2 protein-coding genes are annotated in these 572 nt (G+C 42.5%); both read right to left on the bottom strand.

What is annotated here, in order from left to right; genetic code table 11:
• Positions 1-77: 77 nt before the first annotated feature.
• Positions 78-326: a DUF6870 family protein gene (locus tag WMO65_RS26455; protein ID WP_115625159.1), complete on the bottom strand. Its 249-nt coding sequence runs from the start codon at positions 324-326 to the stop codon at positions 78-80.
• Positions 307-572: type II toxin-antitoxin system PemK/MazF family toxin (locus WMO65_RS26460; RefSeq protein WP_349064932.1), on the bottom strand; the 266-nt coding region annotated here is incomplete at its 5' end. The genes WMO65_RS26460 and WMO65_RS26455, both read right to left, overlap by 20 nt.

Here is a 572-nt window from a genome sequence, read left to right on the forward strand (position 1 = left end):
CATGTAATAAAAGGGGGCTGCATAATTTGTCCTTACAGACATTTTAGCACAGCCACCCCAAACTTTCCAGTACTTTTTCAGACACTCAGAAGCATATTTTCAAATGCCTGCTCCAAAGATATCCCGTTATTGGCAAACCTTACTTTGACCTTCATATTGCCGATCCGGACCAGATACGGATTTCCTACCTTATTCAGATATGATTCCCGCCGTTCCTTCAGGCTTTTATTCCTGTCTGCTTTCACAGTCAGTAAATCTGTCATTTCATCAATATTTACATCTCTAAAATCCTGTTCCAGATACTTTCTATATTCTTCTGCTGTCATAATCCCCCTCCTCATAAACTCCTGTCTGAATCTCCACCGCTCTGGTAATCCTCCGCATTGCATCAGAACTGACATGACCACATTTTTGGATGATACTCTGAACATCAATGCTTGTGATCTGTTCCGCCAGTACCAGCCCATGCCGTTTCAAGCCAACCATTTCATAACAGTTAATAAACACATGGGTCGGAAGATACCGTTTTTTGTACACCCTTGAAGTAAACGGCACTACCGTTACCACCGGAC

This window comes from Blautia caccae (assembly GCF_040095955.1).
Taxonomy (GTDB): Bacteria; Bacillota; Clostridia; order Lachnospirales; family Lachnospiraceae; genus Blautia; species Blautia celeris.